The 20,173-nt window shown below is 69.0% G+C and carries 17 protein-coding genes; 12 read left to right on the top strand and 5 right to left on the bottom strand.

All coding sequences use genetic code 11. The annotated features are described in order from the left end of the window. Positions 1-114: 114 nt before the first annotated feature. The 8 genes from TR33_RS07620 to TR33_RS07585 all read left to right on the top strand — a co-directional run bounded on the left by TR33_RS07620 (position 115) and on the right by TR33_RS07585 (position 10,039). Positions 115-1,620, top strand: a complete 1,506-nt coding sequence (locus tag TR33_RS07620; protein ID WP_017534525.1) for an alanine/glycine:cation symporter family protein — start codon at positions 115-117, stop codon at positions 1,618-1,620. A 202-nt stretch (positions 1,621-1,822) separates the two neighbouring features. Continuing rightward, positions 1,823-2,422 carry a GNAT family N-acetyltransferase gene (locus TR33_RS07615; protein ID WP_014911005.1) on the top strand — a complete coding sequence of 200 codons (600 nt, stop codon included), beginning with the start codon at positions 1,823-1,825 and terminating at the stop codon, positions 2,420-2,422. A 281-nt stretch (positions 2,423-2,703) separates the two neighbouring features. Continuing rightward, on the top strand, positions 2,704-2,913 hold the full coding sequence (locus TR33_RS07610; RefSeq protein ID WP_017534526.1) for a heavy-metal-associated domain-containing protein: 210 nt from the start codon (positions 2,704-2,706) through the stop codon (positions 2,911-2,913). Position 2,914: 1 nt separating this feature from the next. After that, the gene (locus TR33_RS07605) at positions 2,915-3,100 is read left to right on the top strand and encodes a hypothetical protein (protein WP_042282366.1); all 186 of its coding nucleotides are present in this window, start codon (positions 2,915-2,917) and stop codon (positions 3,098-3,100) included. Between the two features lie 18 nt (positions 3,101-3,118). Continuing rightward, positions 3,119-5,407: a heavy metal translocating P-type ATPase gene (locus TR33_RS07600; protein ID WP_017534528.1), complete on the top strand. Its 2,289-nt coding sequence runs from the start codon at positions 3,119-3,121 to the stop codon at positions 5,405-5,407. Between the two features lie 272 nt (positions 5,408-5,679). Further along, on the top strand, positions 5,680-6,966 hold the full coding sequence (locus tag TR33_RS07595) for a cytochrome P450 family protein (protein ID WP_042282632.1): 1,287 nt from the start codon (positions 5,680-5,682) through the stop codon (positions 6,964-6,966). Further along, positions 6,963-8,063 carry a cytochrome P450 family protein gene (locus TR33_RS07590; RefSeq protein WP_042282364.1) on the top strand — a complete coding sequence of 367 codons (1,101 nt, stop codon included), beginning with the start codon at positions 6,963-6,965 and terminating at the stop codon, positions 8,061-8,063. The genes TR33_RS07595 and TR33_RS07590 overlap by 4 nt, the downstream gene beginning before the upstream one ends. A 263-nt stretch (positions 8,064-8,326) precedes the next feature. After that, positions 8,327-10,039, top strand: coding sequence for a serine/threonine-protein kinase (locus TR33_RS07585; protein WP_042282363.1), 1,713 nt, complete (start codon positions 8,327-8,329; stop codon positions 10,037-10,039). 22 nt (positions 10,040-10,061) lie between these two features. Here the strand turns inward: TR33_RS07585 and TR33_RS07580 are convergent, their stop codons facing one another. From TR33_RS07580 to TR33_RS07565, 4 genes are all read right to left on the bottom strand, one after another. Further along, positions 10,062-10,979 carry a glutaminase gene (locus TR33_RS07580; protein ID WP_042282361.1) on the bottom strand — a complete coding sequence of 306 codons (918 nt, stop codon included), beginning with the start codon at positions 10,977-10,979 and terminating at the stop codon, positions 10,062-10,064. Between the two features lie 22 nt (positions 10,980-11,001). Beyond that, entirely contained in the window at positions 11,002-12,438 is a 1,437-nt protein-coding gene (locus tag TR33_RS07575) for a glutamate decarboxylase (RefSeq protein WP_042282359.1), read from the bottom strand. A gap of 99 nt (positions 12,439-12,537) precedes the next feature. Next, positions 12,538-13,227 carry a response regulator transcription factor gene (locus TR33_RS07570; RefSeq protein ID WP_199806113.1) on the bottom strand — a complete coding sequence of 230 codons (690 nt, stop codon included), beginning with the start codon at positions 13,225-13,227 and terminating at the stop codon, positions 12,538-12,540. Next, entirely contained in the window at positions 13,224-14,408 is a 1,185-nt protein-coding gene (locus TR33_RS07565) for a sensor histidine kinase (protein WP_017534535.1), read from the bottom strand. Before TR33_RS07565 ends, TR33_RS07570 begins: the two co-directional genes overlap by 4 nt. A 180-nt stretch (positions 14,409-14,588) precedes the next feature. Here TR33_RS07565 and TR33_RS07560 point away from each other — a divergent pair, with 180 nt between their 5' ends. Both TR33_RS07560 and TR33_RS07555 read left to right on the top strand, forming a co-directional pair. After that, on the top strand, positions 14,589-14,834 hold the full coding sequence (locus tag TR33_RS07560; RefSeq protein WP_042282358.1) for a hypothetical protein: 246 nt from the start codon (positions 14,589-14,591) through the stop codon (positions 14,832-14,834). Between the two features lie 95 nt (positions 14,835-14,929). Next, the gene (locus TR33_RS07555; RefSeq protein ID WP_026124997.1) at positions 14,930-15,745 is read left to right on the top strand and encodes an NAD(P)H-binding protein; all 816 of its coding nucleotides are present in this window, start codon (positions 14,930-14,932) and stop codon (positions 15,743-15,745) included. 54 nt (positions 15,746-15,799) lie between these two features. On the opposite strand, the gene TR33_RS07550 is transcribed toward TR33_RS07555, so the two are convergent. Then, the gene (locus TR33_RS07550; RefSeq protein ID WP_014909567.1) at positions 15,800-16,954 is read right to left on the bottom strand and encodes an acyl-CoA dehydrogenase family protein; all 1,155 of its coding nucleotides are present in this window, start codon (positions 16,952-16,954) and stop codon (positions 15,800-15,802) included. A 139-nt stretch (positions 16,955-17,093) separates the two neighbouring features. On the opposite strand from TR33_RS07550, the gene TR33_RS07545 reads away from it, so the two are divergent. Next, positions 17,094-17,810: a TetR/AcrR family transcriptional regulator gene (locus TR33_RS07545; RefSeq protein ID WP_042282628.1), complete on the top strand. Its 717-nt coding sequence runs from the start codon at positions 17,094-17,096 to the stop codon at positions 17,808-17,810. 136 nt (positions 17,811-17,946) lie between these two features. Further along, entirely contained in the window at positions 17,947-19,569 is a 1,623-nt protein-coding gene (locus TR33_RS07540; protein ID WP_042282356.1) for a peptide chain release factor 3, read from the top strand. Positions 19,570-20,173: the final 604 nt, after the last annotated feature.

The following is a 20,173-nucleotide window of genomic DNA, read 5'->3' as shown; positions in this document are numbered from 1 at the left end:
AAGCGGTAACGAAAGTGTGAACATCGGGCCGCTTTAGTGCCTTCGTCGGTGTTCTGTCCTTTCGTGTGGGCATGGGGTGGCGGTTCCCTTTTTCCTGTAAGGAGCCCCCACCTCGTGATACTCGCCGACGCAGCACCGACGATCGACGCTCGTCTCACCGAGATGATCGGTACGTTCAACGACGACGTCCTCTGGGCGTGGATCCTCATCCCGCTCCTGGTCGGAGTGAGCCTCTACATCACCTTCCGGACCGGCTTCGTGCAGTTCCGGCTCTTCCCCGAGATGTTCCGGGTGCTGGGCAACAAGCCGGAGATCGCTCCCGACGGCAAGAAGGCCGTCTCCTCGTTGCAGGCCTTCTTCATCTCCGCCGCGGCGCGTCTGGGCACGGGGAACATCATCGGCGTCTCCGTCGCCATCTCCCTGGGCGGCCCCGGCGCCGTCTTCTGGATGTGGGTGATGGCGCTGGTGGTGTGCGCCGCCAGCTTCGTGGAGTCGACGCTCGCGCAGCTCTACAAGGTGCGGCACCCGGCCGGATACCGGGGCGGGCCCGCCTACTACATCGAACGGGGACTGGGCAGCCGTTGGCTCGCCGTGGTCTTCGCGGTCATCCTCATCATGACCTTCCCGCTCGTCTTCAACGCGGTACAGAGCAACACCATCACCAACACGGTCGCCAACTCCGTCGGTGAGCTCGGTGCCGGGACCGGCACGATCTTCTCGGTGGTCATCGGCGCCCTGCTCGTGCTGCTCACCGGACTGGTGATCTTCGGCGGCGTCCGCCGTATCGCCCACACCGCCCAGGCGCTCGTGCCCTTCTTCGCGGCCCTCTACGTCGTGATCGGTCTGATCATCATGGTCATGCACTGGCAGCTGGTGCCCGGCATGATCACGTCGATCGTCGCGAACGCCTTCGGACTGGGCGAGTTCGCCGCCGCGGCCCTGGGCGTGGTCATCATCCAGGGTGTGCGTCGAGGCATGTTCAGCAACGAGGCCGGTCTGGGCTCGGCGCCGAACGCGGCGGCCAGCGCCTCGGTGACCCACCCCGTCAAGCAGGGGCTGGTGCAGACCCTCGGCGTCTACCTGGACACCATGGTGGTCTGTTCGGTGACGGCCTTCATCATCCTGCTCGGCTACCAGGGCAACCTGGACGGGACCTTCGAGGGCGACATGACCCAGATGGCCCTGATGTCGATGCTGGGTCCGTGGGCGCTGCACCTGATGACGCTCATCATCTTCCTGGTGGCGTTCACCTCGGTGCTCGGCAACTACTACTACGGCGAGTCCAACGTGGAGTACCTGAGCGGCAACGGCAACGTCCTCTTCGGGTACAAGGTGGTCTTCCTCGTCGCCACCTTCCTGGGCTCCCTGGGCTCGATCGACCTGGTCTGGACGCTCGCCGACACCACGATGGGCCTGATGGCGCTGGTCAACCTGATCGCGATCGCCCCGCTGACGGTGATCGCCTGCCGTCTGCTGAAGGACTACACCGTGCAGCGTCAGCAGGGCAAGGACCCGGTGTTCACCCGTGACCGGATGCCCGACATCCGCGGTGTGGAGTGCTGGGAGCCTCGGGAGGAGCCGGCGACCGAGGGCCGTGAGCCCGCGGGTCGGGATTCCTGACCGATCGTCGTCGAGAGGGCGCGTCCGGGTTCCGGGCGCGCCCCTTCGGTGATTCAGGGGCACTTGATTCACCCGAAAATACGCACAAACCCCTAACAGTGGGCGTTCTCGGGCATCCGTGTTCTTTCGGTCACCACGGATCACCGCTAGTGTGCTGGATCACAGTTGTGGCGGTTAAAGTTGTGCCTCGCAAGGGAGTCCGATGTCCATCGTCTCAATCGAGCCGGCCACCGCCGAGCGGTGGAACGACCTGGAGAACCTGTTCGGGCCGACCGGAGCATACGGGCACTGTTGGTGCACGTTCTTCCGGAGGAGGGCCAAGGACCACACGGCCAGCGTGTCCTGCGACCGTTCCCGGCGCGGCGTGGACAACAAGGAGGAGCTGCGCAGGCTCACCCTGGACGGTCGGGTGCCCGGCCTGATCGCCTATGACGAGGACGGGCCCTGCGGCTGGGTGTCCGTGGCCCCTCGGGAGGACTTCATCCGTCTGTCCCGGTCTCGGACCCTGCGCCCGGCGGACCCCGAGGAGCCGGGCGTATGGTCCCTCGTCTGCTTTTGGTTGCCGCCCAAGCGGCGCCGGCGTGGTCAGGGAAGCCGTCTCTTGGAGGGTGCCATCGAGTACGCGCGGGCCAACGGCGCCCGGGTCCTGGAGGCCTATCCCGTCGATACGGCGGGTGGGCGCGCCCCGAGCGCCGAGGTCTACACCGGGACGGTGGAGATGTTCCGTCGTGTCGGGTTCACCCTGGCCCAGCACCACTTGAGCGAACGGGTGGTGGCCCGTCTGGAGTTGAAGCCGGGTTGAGGTGCGCCCCGGTGATACGGGGGTAGGGTATGTGGCGCCATGAGGGCGCCGGGGAGTGTCCAGGGCCTCCGAGGGTCGGATGACGGGTCATCCGTTCTCTCGGGGGCTTCTCCTGTTCCACCTGGGGTTTTGCCCTCTCTTGTTACCCCCTGGGGGTAATCTGGGGATCGGGCGTCGACGAGGCGTCGTCGACATTTGACATACACATACCCCCTAGGGGTATATTGGGCCGTGTTGGAACGGGCCCGCGAAAGAGCGGGCGAGCACACCGGGAGGAATCCATGGCCGACACCGCCGTCTACACCGTCGAGGGCATGAGCTGCGGGCACTGCGTCAACTCGGTCACCGAGGAGGTCACCGGTGTCTCCGGCGTCACCGACGTCAAGGTCGACCTGGAGAGCAAAAAGGTCACCGTCACCGCCGCGGGTCCGATCGACGACGCCGCCGTGCGCGCCGCCATCGACGAGGCCGGCTACGAGGTGGCGGGCTGACATGGGCGTGACCGCGAAACTCGCACTCTACGTCGTGGGTCTCGTGGTCGTGTTCGCCGCGGCGTTCGGGGCCGGCACGTTGGCCGGCCCCGTCCTGCCGGACAGGGGAGACACCCACGCCGAGAGCGTGGAGGGGACCCCGCCGGGCGGACAGGACCAGGGCCCAGAGGACCTCACCGAACACTGACGATGCCTGGAGGGGCAGATGAGCGACATCAAGACGGCTCCCGCCGGGGCGGGGCCGGTGGAACTGGCGATCGGTGGGATGACCTGCGCCGCCTGCGCCAACAGGGTGGAGAAACGTCTCAACAAGATGGAGGGCGTCACCGCCAGCGTCAACTTCGCCACCGAGAAGGCGAAGATCACCTTCGAGGGAGAACCGGCCTCGGTCGAAGACCTGGTCGCCCAGGTCGAGAAGGCCGGCTACACGGCCACGGTGCCGACCCCGGAGCGGAGCGAGGGCTCCGCCGAGGCCGACGCCGACCCGGCCGACCCCACGCGGGCCCTGTGGAACCGCGCTCTGGTCTCCATGCTGCTGTCCGCCCCGGTCATCCTCATGGCGATGATCCCGGCGCTCCAGTTCACCTATTGGCAGTGGGCCTCCCTGGCCCTGGCCGCGCCCGTGGTGGTGTGGGGCGCGCTGCCCTTCCACATCGCGGCATGGAAGAACCTCAAGCTGGGCACCGCCACCATGGACACCCTCGTCTCCCTGGGTGTCACCGCGGCCTTCCTGTGGTCCCTGTACGCCCTCTTCCTGGGCAACGCGGGGGTCCCGGGGATGACGCACCCGTTCGAGTTCACGATCGCCCGCACCGACGGCTCGGCCAACGTCTACCTGGAGGTCGCGGCGGGCGTCACCTCCTTCATCCTGCTCGGCAAGTTCTTCGAGGCGCGTTCCAAGCGTCGCGCCGGAGCCGCCCTGCGCGCCCTTCTGGAGTTGGGCGCCAAGGAGGTCACCGTGCTGCGGGGCGAGGGTCCCTCGGCGCGTGAGGAACTCGTGCCGGTCGACCGGCTCCAGGTCGGCGACCGCTTCGTGGTCCGTCCCGGCGAGAAGATCGCCACCGACGGACAGGTGGAGGAGGGGAGCTCCGCCGTCGACATGAGCATGCTCACCGGCGAGTCCGTGCCGGTGGAGGTCGAGCCCGGATCCGCCGTCGTGGGCGCCACCGTCAACTCCGGCGGCCGTCTCGTCGTCCGGGCCTCCCGGGTCGGCTCCGACACCCAGCTCGCCCAGATGGCGCGTCTGGTCGAGGACGCGCAGAACGGCAAGGCCGCCGTGCAGCGGCTCGCCGACCGGGTCTCCGGGGTCTTCGTCCCGATCGCCATCATGATCGCCGTCGGAGCCCTGGGCTTCTGGCTCGGTACCGGTGACCCCGCCGGGGCCGCCTTCACCGCCGCGGTCGCGGTGCTCATCATCGCCTGCCCCTGCGCCCTGGGCCTGGCCACGCCGATGGCCCTCATGGTGGGGACCGGCCGCGGCGCCCAGCTCGGCATCCTGATCAAGGGCCCCGAGGTGCTGGAGAGCACCCGGCGCGTCGACACCGTCGTGCTGGACAAGACCGGCACCGTGACCACCGGCAAGATGGCGCTGACCTCGGTCACCGCCGCCGAGGGCGAGGACGAGGGCGAGGTCCTGCGTCTGGCGGGCGCGTTGGAGAAGGCCTCCGAGCACCCGATCGCCCGTGCCATCGCCACCGGCGCCACCGTGCGCGTCGGCGACCTGCCCACCCCCGAGGACTTCGCCAACATCGAGGGGCGGGGCGTCCAGGGCGTCGTGGACGGTCACGCCGTCCTGGTGGGCCGGGTCGCGCTGCTGGAGGAGTGGTCCCAGGAGCTTCCCGAGGAACTGAAGCGGGCCTTCTCCCGGGCCGAGTCCGAGGGGCGCACCGCGGTCGCGGTGGGCTGGGACGGCCGGGCGCGAGGCGTGCTGGTCGTGGCCGACACGGTCAAGCCCACCAGCGCCGAGGCGATCCGTCAGTTCCGTGACCTGGGATTGAAGCCGATCCTGCTCACCGGTGACAACGCCGCCGTGGCGCGCACCGTCGCCGAGGAGGTCGGGATCGAGGAGGTCATCGCGGAGGTCATGCCGGAGGACAAGGTCGCGGTGGTCGAGCGGCTCCAGTCCGAGGGGCGTACGGTCGCGATGGTCGGTGACGGGGTCAACGACGCCGCCGCCCTGGCCCAGGCCGACCTGGGACTGTCCATGGGCACGGGCACGGACGTGGCGATCGAGGCCAGCGACCTGACGCTGGTCCGGGGCGACCTGAGGGCCGCGGCCGACGCGGTCCGTCTGTCCCGCCGCACCCTCGGAACCATCAAGGGCAACCTGTTCTGGGCCTTCGCCTACAACACCGCCGCCCTTCCGTTGGCCGCCGCGGGGCTGCTCAACCCGATGCTCGCGGGCGCCGCGATGGCACTGTCCAGTGTCTTCGTGGTGACCAATAGCCAGCGCCTGCGTCGCTTCCGTCCACTGACCGAGGAGACCGGGGCATAAGGGAACGAAATCGCGCACGATAAGGGCTGAAAAGCCCGGTGTGACAGGGTTTCGCACTCTCGTCACCCGCACGTGGAGCCGCTAAGGTTTGCGCTTGACCCCCGCCCGTAGGGGGGTTCGCACGAACCTCAGCGGCTTTCGTGTGTTCCGTGTCGTTCCGGAGAGTGACGGCGTGGTCATTCTCCGATGAGTGTCCGAACGAGGTCCCCGTGAGATCCACATGCCCCCGAGCCCGGCTGTACCGGAGCGAGCCCCATCCGGACCCCTACGCCGTGTACGCCGAGATGAGGGCCGAACACGGCCCCATCGTCCCGGTGGAACTGGAGCCCGGGGTGCACGGTTGGCTGGTCACCGACTACGCGACCCTCATCTCCTGGTCCAGGGACGACACGAGGTTCAGCCGCGACCCTCGACTCTGGCGTGACCTCGCCGAAGGGCGTATCGCCCCCGATTCGGGACTCCTGCCGATGATGGCGCCCCGGGCCAACGCGCTCTTCGTGGACGGTGTCGAACACCGCCGCTATCGCAGGGCGATCACCGACGGCCTCAAGGAGGTCGGCGTCGATCGACTGAAGCGGGCCACCGAACTCCGCGCCGGGGAGCTCATCGACGGTTTCTGCGAACGCGGCACGGCGGACGTCCTCAACGAGTACGCGCGGATGCTCCCGCTCATGGTCATCAACGACCTGTTCGGGTTCGACCACGACCAGGGGCGGCGCTTCGTCGAGGCCATGCGCAACCTCTGGCTCGGTATCGACCCCGAGAGGTCCAATACCGAGGCGGAGAAGGCGTTGGCCGAGGTCGTCGCGGCCAAACACCGCGAACCCGGCGACGACGTCACCACACGACTCATCCGGCACCCGGCGGGACTCTCCGACGAGGAGGTCATCATGCAGCTCCTCCTGGTGGTGGCCGCGGCCAACGAACCCACCGCCAACCTCATCGGCTCCGGGATCAGGGCCGCCCTGGCCGACACCGACCTGCCCGGGGACCGGGCCCCCTCGCCGACCGCCCTGACCGACATCGTGGACCGCGTGCTGTGGGAGGACCCGCCGATCACCAACTATCCGGTGATCTACCCGCGGGCCGACGTGACCCTGGACGACGGTCGGGTCATCGAGGCCGGTTCGCCGATCCTGCTCGGCTTCGCCGCCTCCAACCGGTTCTTCGTGGAGGAGAACGCCGAACGGATGGCCACGTCCAGGAACCGTGCCCACGTGGCCTGGGGAGTGGGGCACCACCGCTGCCCCGGAAGCGACGAGGCCACCGCGATGACCGTCATCGCCCTCCGCGTCCTCTTCGACCGGCTGCCGGGTTTGAGCCCGGCGCTCCCCGGCGAGGAACTCCGGTGGCACCTCTCCTCTCTGTCCTGGATCCCGGTCGGGTTCCCCGTCCACTTCGCCCCCAGACCACCCGAGCCCAGACCCCCCGAGGAAGGAGAACCGTGGAACGAGTCGCACTCGCGCCCGGAAACATCCGCTCCCAATCCGAGCACCTCAGGAAGATCGCCCCTGTCGTACCTGTCCGCCTTCCTGGCGAGGTGGACGCATGGGTCGTGACCACGCACGACGCGGTCGTCGAGGCCCTGGCCGACCCGAGGGTCCAGAAGGACAAGAGGCACTGGAGGGCCTTCGCGGCCGGTGAGATCCCGCCTGACTGGCCGCTGATCTCCTGGATCGTCAACGACAACATGTTGGCCAAGGACGGCGAGGACCACACCCGTCTGCGCAGGCTGGTCTCCAAGGCGTTCACCCCGCGCCGGGTCGAACGGTTGCGCCCGGCGGTGGTCGACATCGTGGAGAGGCTCCTGGACGACGTGGAGCGGGAGGCCGCCGCGAGCGAGGACGGTGTCGTCGACCTCAAGAGATCGTTCGCCGAACCGTTGCCGCTCACCGTGATCGGCGACCTGTTCGGCCTCTCCGAGGAGGACCGTCCCCGGATGCATCGTCTGGTCAACGCCTTCTTCGACCAAGGCGTCGTCCCCGAGGAGGCCTTCGCGATCTTCGGTGAACTGTGGGAACTGCTCACCGCCCTGGTGGAGACCAAACGGGCCGTCCCCGGAGACGATCTGACCACCGCCCTCATCACCGCCCGGGACGAGGACGACGCGCTCACCGAGAACGAGCTCATCTGGAACCTGGTGCTGTTCATCAGCGCCGGCCACGAGACCACGATGAACCTCATCGTCAACGCGGTGTCGATGCTCGACTCCCACCGTGACCAGCTCGCCCTGGTCAGGGAAGGAGGGATCTCCTGGGACCGGGCGATCGAGGAGACGCTGCGTTTCGCCGGCCCCGCCGCGTACCTTCCGATGCGCTACACCGCCGAGGACATGGAGGTGGCCGGGATCCATCTGCCCAAGGGGGAGCCGCTGCTGCTCGGCTACACCTCCGCCGGGAAGGATCCCGAACGGTACGGGCCGACCGCCGGTGAGTTCGACGTCACCCGTGAGGACACCTCGCACCTGTCCTTCTCCCGAGGGCGCCACTTCTGTCTCGGGGCCGGTCTGGCGCGGTTGGAGGCCCGTGAGGCGCTGCCCAGGCTGTTCGAGCGTTTCCCCGGGCTCCGGGTGGCGACGTCCGCCGGGGCGCCCGCTCCCATGACCTCCTTCATCATCGACGGCCTGGAGACCCTGCCGGTCCGCCCGAGACCCTGACGTCGGCGCGGGACACGCCCGACATATCGCCCCCGCCGAGGTCATAGTGGTGGCTTTCGGCGGGGTCCTCGCATCTCAGAGGCGGTACGGAGTACCTCGAACCTCGCCCGGGAACATCACACACACCTGGAAGAGAGCACCGAGGAGGGGGAGCGGCTTCTACACTCGACATGATCCCCCGAGCCGTCCCCTGTACCCCTGCCCCGCCCCGTGTCACGTACCCGCCTTCGACGTGAACGGGCCCTCCCGAGGATTGCGCACATATGAACAGTTCGGAAGCAGACCCCGGACGTGTCCTGGTCGACCGCTATCGTCTGGACGAGATCATCGGCGAGGGCGGTATGGGCCGCGTCTGGCGCGGCACGGACACCCTTCTGGACCGCCCGGTCGCGGTCAAGGAGCTGACCACACCGCCCGGCCTCCCCGCGCACGAGGTCGAGGTCCTGCGGACCCGGATGATCCGCGAGGCGCGCAGCGCCGCCCAGCTCAGCCACCCGTCCATCATCACGGTGTTCGACGTGGCCGAGGAGGACGGACGCCCGTGGATCGTGATGGAACTCGTCCAAGGGCCCTCCCTCGGCGACCTCATCCGTTCGGACGGCGCCCTCACCGTGAAGCGGGCCGCCGACATCGGTGAACAGATGGCCGCCGGTCTGGCCGAGGCGCACAACCGCGGCATCGTGCACCGCGACATCAAGCCGGGCAACGTGCTCATCGCGGGGAACGACCGTGCGGTCCTCACCGACTTCGGCATCGCCCATCTGGACGGGGCCACCCATCTGACCAGCACCGGCCTGCTCATCGGTTCGCCGAGCTACCTGGCGCCGGAGATCGCCCACGGTCGTTCGGCCACGCCCGCCTCGGACATGTGGGCGTTGGGCATCACCCTCTACCAGGCGGTCGAGGGCACCCTGCCCTTCGAACGACCCACGCCCATGGCCACTCTGACCGCCATCGTCACCCAGGACCTGCCGGAGAGCCCCAACGCGGGAGAGCTCCGTCCCGTCCTGGAGGCCCTGTGCGAGAAGCGTCCCGAGGACCGGCCCTCCATCGGCGAGGTCCGCTCCCTCCTGCGCGGGATCCGGGACTCCGCGGACGCCGCGCCCTCGGTCACCGCCACCACCGTCGCCGCCGCGCCCGCCATCGTGGAGCCCGAACCGGAACCGGCCGGGGTCGTGAGCGGGACGGAGCACGCCGCCGGAACCCCCGAAGGCCCGGTGGACCAGGCGGTCGGGGCCGGACCCGCGATCCCGCCCCCGCCGCCCAAGGCCTCCCGGAAGACGGGCGGACGGCGGTCCCGCCCCCTCGTCGTCGCCGCCCTGACGCTCGTGTTCCTCCTCCTGCTCGGCGGGGTGGCCACGACCGTCTACCTCAGCGCGAGCAGCCCCGGGGACGTCGCCTCGGCGGTCGGGGCCGAGGAGGAACCCGACCCCGTCGACCGAGCCGACGCGGGGGCGTCCGAGGAACCGGCCGACGACGAGTCCGCCCGGGACGAGGAGGAACCCGAAGAGGAGCCCGAGGAGGAAGAGGAGGACCCCTGGGACTTCCTCGTCCGCCACGAGGACTCCAGCGGTTTCTCCGTGGACGTTCCCGAGGGCTGGGAGATCGACCGTCAGCAGCACATGGTCTACTTCCGCAACCCGGACGGCGGTTACCTCCTCGTCGATCAGACGTCGAACCCCAACGACGACGCCGGCGACGACTGGCGCGACTTCGAGCCGATCGGCCGGCAGAACTTCTCCGGCTACTCGCTCATCGGCATCGAGGACGTGGACGCCGAATGGGCCGGGGACTACGTCAGCGCGGCCGACTGGGAGTTCACCTTCAGCGGCCGTAACGGCGAGATGCACGCGATCAACCGCGGCTTCCACACCGAGGACATCGGTTACGCGCTGTTCCTGGTGAGCCCCGAGTCGCAGTCGGTCAACCACGCCCTGCTCGACCGGATCTCGGAGTCCTTCGTCCCCGCGGACTGATCGGAGCCGACGTCACCGGTGCTCAGAACACCGAGAAACCGGTGATGTCGGTGAAGGCCTCCAACGCCAGGGCGGCGGAGACCGAGTTGCCCTTCTCGCCCAGCCCCGGGCCCCAGGCCGCCAGCGAGTAGCGGCCGGGGACGATGGCGAGGATCCCGCCGCCCACCCCGCTCTTGCAGGGCAGGCCGATCCGGTAGGCGAACTCGCCCGCCGCGTCGTAGGTGCCGCAGGTCAGCATCAGCGCCATGATGCGGCGGGCCTGCCCCTGGTCGAGCAGCGAGGTGCCATCGGCCCGTCGTCCGTGACGGGCGAGGAGGAGTCCGGCCAGGGCCAGCTCCTCGCAACTGATGGTGATCGCGCATTGGCGCACGTAGTGGTCGAGCACCTCCGGTACCGGCTCGAGCATGTTGTCGAAGCCGGACATCAGGTAGGCCAGGGCGCGGTTGCGGTCCCCGGTGGCCAGCTCCGACGCGGCGGTCCTGTGGTCGGTGTCCAGGTCGGGTGAGCCGGTCTCCTCACGGAGCAGGTCCCGCAGGGCCGTGAACGCGTCACCGGTGTCGTTCAACAGTTGGTCGGTGACGACGATGGCGCCCGGGTTGATGAACGGGTTGCGGGCGATCCCGTTCTCGAACTCCAACTGGTAGAGCGAGTTGAACGCGTTCCCGGACGGTTCGCGGTGCACCCGGGCCCACACGTTGTGGTCGGAGCGCCCCATCACCAGGGCGAGGGTGAACACCTTGGTGATGCTCTGCATGGAGAACCGGGTGGTGGCGGAGCCGATCGAGTGCAGATCGCCGCCGACGGTGGCCATGGTGAACCCGAACTGCTCCGGGTCGACCTTCGCCAGTTGGGGGATGTAGTCGGCGACCGTCCCCGCTCCGATGTAGGGCCGGACCCGCTCCATCACCTCGTCGAGGACCCCGTCGTAGTACTCGCTCATGTCGGCCCCTCTCCGACGCGGTTCACCGTCGTGACTCCCGGGCGGGCCGAGGGCTCGGGACGTCAGCGCGATCGATGATGGAACGGGCGCCGTGGTTGAACCCGCCGGCCTCGTCCCTGCCGAGCGGGACCGAGGGCGGGTGGGTGCGCAGGTGCTCGATCGCGCTCTCGATGTCCTCCAACAGCAGGTCGGACATGTCGCGGCTGAAGCCGTGGCGGACCAGTACCCGTTGGACGGCCTCGGAGTCCCGGTCGGCGGGCAACGGGTAGGCGGGGACCAGCCAACCCCGGGTCCGGAGTCGGTCGGCGAGGTCGTACGGGGTGAAGGGCTCGTCGCCGACCAGCCTCCAGGACACGGCGCCGATCCCCCGGTCCGGGTGTCCGTCGTGGACGAGGTCGAACGGCCCCATCGCCCGAACCCCCTCGGCCAGGTGGCGGGCGGTCTCGTGTGTGGCGGAGTGGATCATCCGGTAGCCCTCGCGACCGAGTCGTACGAAGTCGTAGTACTGGGTGACGACCTGACCGCCGGGGCGGGAGAAGTTCAGGTTGAAGGTGGCCTGGTTCCCGCCCAGGTAGTCGACCTGGAAGACCAGCTCCTCGGGTAGATCGGCCTTCCTCCGCCACATCGCCCAACCCGACCCCAACGGTGCCAGACCGGTCTTGTGCCCGGAGGCGTTGATCGAACGGACCCGGGGCAGCCGGAAGTCCCAGACCAGGTCGGGGGAGACGAACGGGGCGGTGAAGGCGCCGCTCGCCCCGTCCACGTGCAGGGGGATGTCGTGCCCGGTGCGCTCCTCGAAGCGGTCCAGGGCCGCCGCGACACCGCTCACGTCCTCGAACAGGCCGGTGAAGGTCTGGGCGAAGTTGCAGACCACCATGATGGTGTTCTCGTCGCAGTACCGGTCGACGTCGTCGGGCGTCATGACGTAGGTGTCGCCGCTCAGGGGGATCCGCCGCAGTTCCACGTCGAAGTAGAGGGCGAACTTCTCCCAGCACACCTGGACGGGGCCGCAGACCAGGTTGGGCCGTTCGGTGGGGCGCCCCTCGGCCTCGCGCCGGGCCCGCCAGGAGAACTTGGCGGCCAGGCCCGCGAGCATGGCGGCCTCGCTGGAGCCGGTCGTGGAGATGCCCACGGGGTCGGAGGGCTCCGGCACGTGCCACAGGTCGGCGAGCATGCGCACGCAGCGGCGTTCCAGCTCGGCCGTCTGCGGATACTCGTCCTTGTCGATCATGTTCTTGTCGATCGACTCGTCCATCAGCATGCGGACCTCGGGCTCCACCCAGGTGGTGCAGAAGGTGGCGAGGTTCATCCGGGAGATCCCGTCGAGCATGAGCTCGTCGTGCACCAGTTGGTAGGCGACGCGGGCCTCGGTGCCCCGTTCGGGGAAGTCCCCCTTGGGCGCTCCTCGACGCATCAGTCGTTCCGCGTAGACGTCCTCGTCGGGAGCGGGACCTTTCATGGCGCACCTCTCACGCTGGCGGTGATGTGATGAACACCACCAGTATGTGACCTGAGGGGCGGATGGGGAGAGAGTGCAGTCTTGCCCGGAGTGTCGGGTTCAGTCCTGTTCGTCGTCGAGCAACTCGGCGTCGTGCACGAGCAGCGCGATCTGCACACGGTTGTTCAGCCCCAACTTGGTGAGGATGTTCGACACGTGCGTCTTCACCGTGGGCACGCTCAGGAACAGCCGAGAGGCGATGTCGGCGTTCGACCGCCCCTGCCCCACCGCCACGGCCACATCGGTCTCCCGCGCGTTGAGCACCGCCAACCGGCTCCGGGCCCGCCCCGAGCGCTCGCTGTGATCGGCGTCGGCCACCCGGTCCATCAGCCTCCGCGTCACGGAGGGGGAGAGCACCGGGAACCCCCGGGCCACCCGACGGACCGACTCCACGATCTCCTTCGGCGGTGTGTCCTTGAGCAGGAACCCGGCGGCGCCGGCGCGCAGGGCGCGCAGCACGTGCTCGTCGGCGTCGAAGGTGGTGAGCACCAGGACCTCCGGCGGGTCCGGGAGGGCCCGCAACGACTCGGTGGCGGTCAGCCCGTCCACCGAGGGCATACGGATGTCCATCAACACCACGTCGGGGGAGTGGCGCTCGACCAGGTCGACGACCCGGCCTCCGTCCTCGGCCTCGGCCAGCACCCGGATGTCGGGCGCGCCGCCCATCATCATCACCAGGCCCACCCGGACCAGGGCGTCGTCGTCGACGATCACCACGCCGATCCGCCGCTCGTCGTCCGATTCGCTCATGCCGACCACGGTAGCCAGGCGGAGAGGCGCCATCCACCATCGTCCGTCCGCCCGTGCTCCAATCTTCCCGAGGCCAACGAGACCCGTTCGGCGAGACCGACCAGCCCCTGCCCGGCCCCCGTCCTCTCGGAACGGGCCGGACCGCTCCCCGTGGGCGGTGCGGGGGCGCCGTTGACCACCTCCACGGTCAGGCCCTCTCCCGCGCCGCCGGAGATCCGTACCCGGGTATCGGATCCGGGCGCGTGTTTGCGCGCGTTCGTCAGTCCCTCCTGGACGATCCGATAGGCCGTGCGCCCGGTCCGCTCGGGGACCTCGCCGGAGTACTCCTCCACGAACTCCACGCCCGCCCCCGTGTTCCCGGCCTCGGATACCAGCTGGTCCAGATCCGCCATGGTGGGCTGGGGGAGCTCGCCCACCGGCGCGCGCAGTACCCCGATCACCTCGCGCAGGTCCTGGAGGGCCTGGTGCGCGCTCTCCCGGATCACCCCGGCGGAGCGGGCGATCTCCTCCGGGGGAGCGTCCGGCCGGTACTCCAGAGCACCCGCGTGCACGCTGAGCAACGACAGGCGATGCCCCAGCACGTCGTGGATCTCGCGGGCGATCGACTCCCGGACACGATGCTGTGCCCGTTCGGCCCGCAACCGTGCCTCGGCCTCGGCGTGCACGGCCCGCTCCCGTAGGGAGTCGAACAGTTGACGACGGTGCTGTACCGAAAGCCCCCAACCGGCCGCCGCGCCCTGGAAGACCGCGCTCAACAGGAACGCCGTCACCAACGGTGTGTCGTACGGGTCGGGATGGACCAGGGCGCCGATGTAGGACGAGAGGAAGCTCAGCGCCAACACCGCCAGCCCCACCTTGGGCGGGCGGTGGACGCACAGAGAGAACAGGGCGACCAGCATCGCTCCACCGGCGAGCGGGAAGAAGGCGGAGACCGCGACCAGGGCCACCGCGATCTGTACCGGCCACCGGCGTCGCCACCACAGGGCGGTGCAAGCGGCCAGGGCGGTGAGCTGCTCGGCGACCCGGAACGGATCCGGTGGGGACGGCGGGGCGGGTTCGCCGGGCAGGGTCATCGCCCCCAGGAACCCGAAACCCAGCGCGGTCAGGAACATCAGGGAGTCCACGACCCAGTCCCGCGCTCCGCGTCGGTACCGCTGCCGGGAGGAGGTCGTGTCGTTCATCGCCTCGGAGTCTAGGCAGCGTACGCGTCGAGGGGGAGAAGGGCGCGGCGACTCGATACCGAAGGCCACGCGGGATCCTACTTTGGTCGTGTCCCCGTGCCGAAGGAAACGACCTCGGCGGGGGAAAGAGGACACCGTCGACCGATCCGGCGGACGGGGGCGTCTTCCTAGGCTCCTGTCATGCGCAAGGTACTCCAGGGCCTGGGGGTCCTCCTCTTCCTCATGGGCGTCAGCGGGGCCATCGACCGGATCTGGGCCCAGCCGATCATGGGCGTCGTGCTCAACGCCTTCGATCGTCACGTCGTGTCCGCGATCCCCCGACTGGAAGAGAACGCGATCCTGGCCGGTCTCGGACTCGCCGTCTGTGGGATCGTGCTCGTCGTGGCGATGGAATCGCTCTCCCCACGCCGCAGAGGACTCACCTGATTCCTCCGGTCGTGTCGTTTCACGCCCGTTTCACACGTGGCACTAGGTAGCGTCGACAGGCGGAGCAGCCGTGCGTGAACCTGGGGGATCACCCGATGAGCACATTGGTCACCGGCGCCACCGGACAGGTGGGTCGACGTGTCCTGACCGAACTGCGCAGACGCGGCCTGCCCGCCGCGGGGGCCTCCAGGGACGGTGAGGTACGGCTCGACTGGACCGACACCGGCAGCTGGAACCACGCCTTGGAGGGGGTGGAGAGCCTGTTCGTGACGGTCCCCATGGCCAGTGGGCTGGCAGAGAGGGCCGGGGCCTTCATGGAACGGGCCGTCGAGAAAGGGGTCGGAACCGCGGTACTGGTCACCGCCATGGGCGCCGAGAGCGGCCCGCCCGACTCCGAACAGCGCGTTCTGGAACGCAGGATCCGGGAACTGTTCGATCAGTGGACCGTGGTGCGGCCCAACTGGCTGGACCAGGACTTCACCGAGGGGCTCTTCGCCCGGATCGCCCGTTCGCGCCGAGGGCGTCTGGAGTTGCCGCTGTCCAAGCGCGCCGAGGTCAGCTTCGTGGACGCCAAGGACGTGACCGACACCGTCGTCGCGGCCCTCACCGACAAGAGACACCACGAGCACGAGTACACGCTCACCGGCCCGAACCCGGTCTCCTTCCGCGACGTGGTCCGGATGACCAAGGGGACCGAGAGCCCCGTGTGGCGGTACAAGAAGGTGGACGAGGCCGGGTTCTACTTCCGGGCCACGAACATGGGCTGGTCCGACCGGTACGTGGACACGCTCAACGAGCGCTTCCGGGCCATCGCCGACGGCAAGGCGGCCCGGGTCACCGACGACGTGCGCCGGGCCCTGGGCCGGGATCCGGTGCCGATGGCCAAGTTCATCCGGGAGTCCGTGCTCTGAACGACCCCGGCCCCGGCCGTGTCGACGGACACGACCGGGGCCGGGGAACGCGGCCTACTTGAGGAGCTGGCGGGCCATCACCATGCGCTGGATCTGGTTGGTGCCCTCATAGATCTGGGTGATCTTGGCGTCGCGCATCATGCGCTCCAGCGGGAAGTCCTTCACGTAGCCGGCGCCGCCCAGGAGCTGCACGGCGTCGGTGGTGATCTCCATGGCGACGTCGGAGGCGTAGCACTTGGCGGCCGCGCCGTAGAAGGCCAGGTCGTCGTCGTCGCGCTCGGACTTGGCGGCGGCCACGTAGACCATCTGGCGGGCGGTCTCCAGCTTCATCGCCATGTCGGCCAGCATGAACTGGACGCCCTGGAACTCGGCGATGGCCTTGCCGAACTGCTTGCGCTCCTTGACGTAGGCCACGGCGTGGTCCAAGGCGCCTTGGGCGATACCGACGGCCTGGGCGCCGATGGTGACGCGGGTGTGGTCCAGGGTGCGCAGGGCGATCTTCAGCCCCTCGCCGGGGGCACCGACGATGCGGTCGCCCGGGACGAGCACGTCGTCGAAGAACAGCTCACGGGTGGGGGAGCCCTTGATGCCCAGCTTGCGCTCGGGCTCGCCCAGGGTGAAGCCCGCGTCGTCGGCGTGCAGGACGAACGCCGAGACGTTGCGGCCGCGGCGGCCCTCGGGGTCGGTGACGGCGAGCACCGTGTAGTACTCGCTGACACCGGCGTTGGTGATCCACGACTTCTGGCCGTTGAGCACCCAGTCGTCGCCCTTCGGGGTGGCCTGGGTGCGCATGGAGGCGGTGTCGGAACCGGCCTCGCGCTCGGACAGGCCGTAGGAGAACATCGCCTCGCCGCGGGCCACGGGGGTCAGGTAACGCCGCTTGACGTCCTCGGAGGCGCCCAGGATCAGCGGCATCGTGCCGAGCTTGTTCACCGCGGGGATAAGGGAGGAGGAGGCGCACACGCGAGCGACCTCCTCGATGATGATGCAGGTCGCGAGGGCGTCGGCGCCCACACCCTCGTAGTCCTCGGAGATGTGCGCGGCGTGGAAGTCCGTCGCGGTCAGGGCGTCGAGGGCGTCCTGAGGGAAGGCCGATTTCTCGTCCACCTCGGCGGCGTGCGGCGCGATCTTGTCCTCGGCCACGGAGCGCACCGCCGCGCGCAGCTCCTCGTGCTCCTCGCTGGTCTTGAACAGGTCGAAGTCGCTCATGTTCTTCCCCGGTGTCTGGCACTAAGTGCCGCTGTATGGCATTCAGTGCCAGAATAGAGGGTGGGGGTGGTGAAGTACACCGCCCGGGGCGGCGGTCGTGAACGAGGCGCGCCGGCACTCCGGTGGGGAGGAGACGGTCATGGGTTCGAACGGCGAACGCGCCGCGCGCGGCGGACAGCAGCGCGCCGAGACCCGCGAGGTGGTCCTGGCCGCGGTGCGGCTGTTCACCGAGGAGGGCTACGAGGCCACCACGATGGCGGGCATCGCCGAGACCACGGGGGTCAGCCGCAGGAGCCTCTTCCGACGTTTCGGCTCCAAGGAGGACGTCCTCTTCGCCGAGCACGACGAGTTGTTCGAGACGGTCGTGCGCTACATGGAGGCCTCTCCGGAACCTCCTCTGGACACGGTGGTCTCCGCCGCGCGGTTGGTCTTCCAGGGATACGTGCGCGACCCCGAGATCACGGTGCCCCGCTACCGGCTGGTGCGCGCCCATGATCGGCTGCGCGACCGGGAGGTGGCGATGACCGCGCGCTACCAGGCGGCCTTCAGCCACCATCTGGCCGAGCGCACCGGAGGCGGACGCCCCTCCCTGGAGGCGGAGGTGGTCGCCGCGGCCCTGATCGCCGCGCACAACCACGTGCTGCGCGGTTGGCTGCGCGACCCGGAGGCGGAGGGGATCTGGGAACGCTTCGACCGGGCCATGGGACGGGTCCGCGCCATGGCCGGGCCGCTGTTCGAGGGGCCGCGAGGGGGCGAGGGACGTGAGGACCGGGTCCTGGTGGCGGTCTATCCGAGCGGCGTGGAACGCGCGGAACTCCTGCGGAGGGTGGCCTCGGCGGTCGACGAACGAGGGTGAGCCCTCCGGCGGCTTCACGGCGTGACCTCCACGTGTGCGTTCTCCCATCGGTTCCGGTCGTTCGCGCGCCCGCGCGAGCGTAGTCTGGACGGGGCCGGAAAACGGGAGACGAGACGAAGCGAGGCGAACGGCGGGGATGAGCGTGGACACGACGGGCGCGACCAAGCAGGAGACCGAGGTCGCCCACGAGGCCGCCCGACGGAGGACGTTCGCCGTCATCTCCCACCCGGACGCCGGTAAGTCGACGCTCACCGAGGCCCTGGCGCTGCACTCGGCGGCCATCTCCTCCGCCGGCGCCGTGCACGGCAAGGGCGACCGTCGCGGGGTCACCTCCGACTGGATGGAGATGGAGCAGGACCGAGGGATCTCCATCACCTCGGCCGCGTTGCGCATCGACTATGACGACCGCGTCCTCAACCTGTTGGACACCCCCGGTCACGCCGACTTCTCCGAGGACACCTATCGGGTGCTCTCCGCCGTCGACTGCGCGATCATGCTGCTGGACTCGGCCAAGGGCCTGGAGCCGCAGACCCTGAAGCTGTTCGACGTGTGCCGGGCCCGGAAGATGCCGGTCATCACGTTCGTCAACAAGTGGGACCGTCCGGGCCGGGAGCCGCTGGAGCTCCTGGACGAGATCGAGCAGCGCATCGGTCTGCGTCCCACCCCGCTCAACTGGCCGGTGGGCATCGCCGGCGACTTCCGGGGGCTGGTCGACCGTCGCTCGGGCACCTACACCAAGATGACCCGGACCCCCGGTGGCGCGCGCAAGGCCATCGAGGAGGTCCTGGACCCCGACCGCGCCGCCGAGGTCGAGCTGGACGCCTGGACCCAGGCCCAGGAGGAGATCGAGCTGTTGGAGGCGCTGGGCGCCGACTTCGACCCCGAGTCCTTCATGGCGGGGGAGTCCTCCCCGGTGCTGTTCGGCGCGGCGCTGTCCAACTTCGGTGTCGGTCAGCTGCTGGAGGCGATCGTGGGGCTGGCCCCGGCGCCCTCGGCCAAGGTCGACGAGAAGGACGCGCCCCGGGCGGTGGAGACCCCGTTCTCCGGCCAGGTGTTCAAGATGCAGGCCAACATGGACAAGAACCACCGCGACCGGATGGCCTTCGTCCGGGTCAGCTCGGGGCGCTTCGAACGCGGGATGGTGCTCACCCACGCGGTGACGGGGCGTCCGTTCGCGACCAAGTACACCCAGGCGGTGTTCGGCGCGGACCGTTCCACGATCGACACGGCCTTCCCGGGTGACGTCATCGCCCTGGTCAACGCCCAGGCACTGGCGGTGGGGGACACCCTCTACGACGGCCCCAAGGTGATCTACCCGCCGATCCCGAGCTTCGCCCCGGAGCACTTCGTGGTGGCCCGGGCCAAGGACGCGGGCAAGTACAAGCAGTTCCAGCGGGGGATCGCCCAGCTGGACGCCGAGGGCGTCGTCCAGGTGCTGACCTCGGACGTGCGCGGTGAGCAGGCCCCGGTCCTGGCCGCGGTGGGCCCCCTCCAGTTCGATGTGGTCAAGCACCGGATGGAGCAGGAGTTCCGCAGCCCGATCGACGTCTCGCCGCTGGACTACTCGGTGGCGCGTCGCACCGACGCCGAGTCCGCTCCGGTGCTGCACGGGCTGTCCGGCGCCGAGGTGCTGCGTCGTCGTTCCGACGACGAGTTGTTGGTGCTGGTGCACAACAAGTGGCGTCTCAAGGTGATCGAGCGCGACCATCCGTCGTTGTGGATGGAGGCGTTGCTCGCCGGCGGTGTCGACGAGTCGTAGTCGGCCTCCGGCGACCCGCCCGCCTTTTTCGGCAAAGGTCGTTCCCGTTGTTCACCACGCGTTCGCGGGCGTCACCGGTTGTATCTCCCGGTGCCTTCTTCCAGGGCAATTGCCGAGCCGGTTCGGGACCAAGGTCGGTGTTCCCGACGGAACACCGACGGGGTCGATGTGCCCTCTTCTCCGAACGAGTGTGAAATCTCGTTCGCGGCACACATATCCGCTTCACGGGATGGGTAGGAAAAGGTGCTTCCTGTGGCCTCGGGGGCTCCAGGGGTGCGGATCAGAGGCCAAGATCACCGAGTCCGGGGCACCCCGCGTCGACCCTCTTGATCAGGGCGAAGGTACCCTGATTCCAGGCCACTAGGGCGTGTTCGAACACCTGGTCGCACCAGGCCCCATCAGGGTATGTCCGGATCTGTGAAGGACGTTCCCGCCGGGGGGTGCGGGTGGGGCTCGAGCGGCCCAGGGGACCGGTCCAGGAGACCGGCGGGAGGTGGGCGGGAGAACCCCGTCACCGTCCGTCGTGTCTCAGGGCGATCGCGGTGTTATCGATGGTCGGCAAAGTTTGTAAATCTTCACTCTGTGGTAATTATCCTCACGTCTG

Source organism: Nocardiopsis alba (assembly GCF_000710955.1).
Lineage (GTDB): Bacteria > Actinomycetota > Actinomycetes > Streptosporangiales > Streptosporangiaceae > Nocardiopsis > Nocardiopsis alba.
This window is presented reverse-complemented; position numbering and strand designations above follow the sequence as displayed.

Coding starts and splice junctions, on each gene's coding strand:
- TR33_RS07615 (WP_014911005.1), top strand. CDS start 1,823: ATGTCCATCGTCTCAATCGAGCCGGCCACCGCCGAGCGGTGGAACGAC.
- TR33_RS07610 (WP_017534526.1), top strand. CDS start 2,704: ATGGCCGACACCGCCGTCTACACCGTCGAGGGCATGAGCTGCGGGCAC.
- TR33_RS07605 (WP_042282366.1), top strand. CDS start 2,915: ATGGGCGTGACCGCGAAACTCGCACTCTACGTCGTGGGTCTCGTGGTC.
- TR33_RS07600 (WP_017534528.1), top strand. CDS start 3,119: ATGAGCGACATCAAGACGGCTCCCGCCGGGGCGGGGCCGGTGGAACTG.
- TR33_RS07585 (WP_042282363.1), top strand. CDS start 8,327: ATGAACAGTTCGGAAGCAGACCCCGGACGTGTCCTGGTCGACCGCTAT.
- TR33_RS07580 (WP_042282361.1), bottom strand. CDS start 10,979: ATGAGCGAGTACTACGACGGGGTCCTCGACGAGGTGATGGAGCGGGTC.
- TR33_RS07575 (WP_042282359.1), bottom strand. CDS start 12,438: ATGAAAGGTCCCGCTCCCGACGAGGACGTCTACGCGGAACGACTGATG.
- TR33_RS07570 (WP_199806113.1), bottom strand. CDS start 13,227: ATGAGCGAATCGGACGACGAGCGGCGGATCGGCGTGGTGATCGTCGAC.
- TR33_RS07565 (WP_017534535.1), bottom strand. CDS start 14,408: ATGAACGACACGACCTCCTCCCGGCAGCGGTACCGACGCGGAGCGCGG.
- TR33_RS07560 (WP_042282358.1), top strand. CDS start 14,589: ATGCGCAAGGTACTCCAGGGCCTGGGGGTCCTCCTCTTCCTCATGGGC.
- TR33_RS07555 (WP_026124997.1), top strand. CDS start 14,930: ATGAGCACATTGGTCACCGGCGCCACCGGACAGGTGGGTCGACGTGTC.
- TR33_RS07550 (WP_014909567.1), bottom strand. CDS start 16,954: ATGAGCGACTTCGACCTGTTCAAGACCAGCGAGGAGCACGAGGAGCTG.
- TR33_RS07545 (WP_042282628.1), top strand. CDS start 17,094: ATGGGTTCGAACGGCGAACGCGCCGCGCGCGGCGGACAGCAGCGCGCC.
- TR33_RS07540 (WP_042282356.1), top strand. CDS start 17,947: ATGAGCGTGGACACGACGGGCGCGACCAAGCAGGAGACCGAGGTCGCC.